Below are 1,991 nucleotides of genomic sequence, written 5' to 3' on the forward strand. Positions count from 1 at the left end.
GACTGGATCGAAGGCTATTACAATCGACAGCGCATGCACACGTCGATCGACTACTGCACTCCCGTCGAATACGAAACCGTACGCGCTGCTGCATGACATGCTGTACGTGAAAACGAGGCAGGGTCACGAGTGTTCAAGGACCGCAGATGGTTGCGTTAGTAGAATTAATGGACACGATTGGCATTGCAGCGGACGCCATCAGCACAAACTTCGAACTTCAACAGCAGCACTGCCGGCGAAAGAGGAAGATGAAGCCGAAACGCAGGTAGCACGCCACGGGCGTAAGAAGCCCGAGCGCAAACCGCTCGATCTGGCTTTGGCGCGCGAAGTCGTTTGCTATGAACTGCCGGAATCGAAGCGTGTGTGCCCACACGACGGCTCGGTGCTCGTCGAAATCGGCGTGGAAGTGAGCGAACAACTGGACATCACCCCAACAGGTGTGGGTGATCTACCTACACTTCACGGGATTCTCTTCCTTCATTTTCAACGAGTTCGTAAAATGAAATGCAATTTCGTGTTTATGACGCCGCGTCGGTGAGGCAAAGAGGACGATGTAAGACTGCACTCGGTGAGCGCGGCATGTCTGCTTCCGGTGCCATGGCCTTGCTACGCAATACCGAAAATGGAGAGCCGCTGAATGGAAGATCACGAAAAAATGCCAGATGTGTGCAAACCACTTGACGCACGCGTAACGATATCGGCCCCAATCTCGGTAGCCTTGTACCCATCTGGGGAGATGGATGTGATCTTCAGTGGCTCGTCGAAGGATGCTTGTTCGCAAAAAAAGCAAAGGATTCGCTTCAGTCCGCTTGCGGCTGCGCAATTTCTTGACGCCATCCATGCTGCGGCAAAAGAAGGGCACATCGTCTTTGGCGAAGATGAGCAGGAATATTTTCATTAGAGATATAATCTGACAGTGTCAATAAATTCATGCCATTATAGGGTTTTGTTCAGCAAGGTAGACACTATGTGTGTTGGGCGCGCAACTATGCATTTTTGATGCAAAAAGGGCCTGCCGAACAAATTCCACCGGTTCAGAAGCTTAGCAATGATCACGCCGTCGCGCTGCTGCGATTCGACTTTGCGCGTCGGTATCGCCAGCCAATGCAACGCTTGATTCGCGAGATCTGCGACTCGGCCGAAGCGCGCTGACCATACCCGTATTTGTTCGCGGAATGCATGGATGCCCTCGTCCTTAATGTACCAAACGAAATGGTGTGCCAGCGCGTCGCCAGTTGATGGTGAACGACCGCATTGGCCGGCGGCGAAATCACCGGCAGCACGCCACACGTTGACCACGCCCCGGTCGGCGCAATACCGAAGTATACGTGGTCGGCGATCACGCAGTCGACGTTCGCCTCGATTGCCAGCATCGCATTCAGGTTCGCCTCGTCGGAGACGTTATCCTCGGTGATCGCGATCTGGTGGACATTCACTTCGGATCGGTCGACAAACACATCTTGTGCCACGGAGTTTGACCTGCGACGCGACCGTACTTCTGGCGATGCCATTCGCTGGCCCGGCCAAACTTCATCCCGCGGCTGTCGACGGTCAGGCTGACCGCCTCGCCTCTGGACAGGCAATCGGCCGCACTCTGGCAGCGCCGCTTGAGTTGAATCTCAAGGGTTCTGTCGTGGTAAGAATGACGAGGCGAACATCGTCCGACATTATCAGGATTGTTTAAATGACCCGCGAATAGAACAGTGCATCACCTTGATGCCCTCTGGATGATGCGCGCGCACCGGAAATTCTTGAAACCCATCATCGGCCGAATGATGCGCTTGATGGGGCGATGATCCTGCTCGACGAGGTTGTTCAGGTATTGGTTCTGCCGGACCGTGATCGGTGTTTCCCGCCCGCGTTGAGTGACCCTGCCTCGTTTTCACGTACAGCATGTCATGCAGCAGCGCGTACGGTTTCGTATTCGACGGGAGTGCAGTAGTCGATCGACGTGTGCATGCGCTGTCGATTGTAATAGCCTTCGATCCAGT

General features: G+C 54.4%; 4 protein-coding genes and 2 pseudogenes. 3 read left to right on the forward strand and 3 right to left on the reverse strand.

The window, feature by feature from the left end:
• The 3 genes and pseudogenes from G3O00_RS44245 to G3O00_RS42270 form a co-directional block, all read left to right on the forward strand.
• Positions 1 to 96, forward strand: a 96-nt coding sequence (locus G3O00_RS44245; protein ID WP_346779005.1) for an IS3 family transposase, incomplete at its 5' end; no start/stop codon positions are given.
• Between the two features lie 130 nt (positions 97 to 226).
• Positions 227 to 433 (forward strand): annotated as a pseudogene (locus G3O00_RS43785) (IS66 family transposase); the annotation flags it as partial.
• 204 nt (positions 434 to 637) lie between these two features.
• Positions 638 to 901 (forward strand): hypothetical protein, encoded by a 264-nt coding sequence (locus tag G3O00_RS42270; RefSeq protein WP_206146555.1) that lies wholly within the window; start codon positions 638 to 640, stop codon positions 899 to 901.
• A 151-nt stretch (positions 902 to 1,052) separates the two neighbouring features.
• Here the strand turns inward: G3O00_RS42270 and G3O00_RS42275 are convergent, their stop codons facing one another.
• The 3 genes and pseudogenes from G3O00_RS42275 to G3O00_RS44250 all read right to left on the reverse strand — a co-directional run.
• Positions 1,053 to 1,469 carry a hypothetical protein gene (locus tag G3O00_RS42275; RefSeq protein ID WP_206146556.1) on the reverse strand — a complete coding sequence of 139 codons (417 nt, stop codon included), beginning with the start codon at positions 1,467 to 1,469 and terminating at the stop codon, positions 1,053 to 1,055.
• A 257-nt stretch (positions 1,470 to 1,726) separates the two neighbouring features.
• Positions 1,727 to 1,843, reverse strand: a pseudogene (locus tag G3O00_RS43790) (DDE-type integrase/transposase/recombinase); the annotation flags it as partial.
• A 53-nt stretch (positions 1,844 to 1,896) separates the two neighbouring features.
• On the reverse strand, positions 1,897 to 1,991 hold a 95-nt coding region (locus tag G3O00_RS44250), incomplete at its 5' end, for an IS3 family transposase (protein ID WP_346779036.1).

The sequence above is a fragment of the Burkholderia sp. Ac-20384 genome (genome assembly GCF_017104605.1).
Taxonomy (GTDB): Bacteria; Pseudomonadota; Gammaproteobacteria; order Burkholderiales; family Burkholderiaceae; genus Burkholderia; species Burkholderia lata.

Bases quoted from the DNA above. Each gene is read 5' to 3' on its own strand.
- G3O00_RS42270 (WP_206146555.1), top strand. From the start codon at position 638: ATGGAAGATCACGAAAAAATGCCAGATGTGTGCAAACCACTTGACGCA.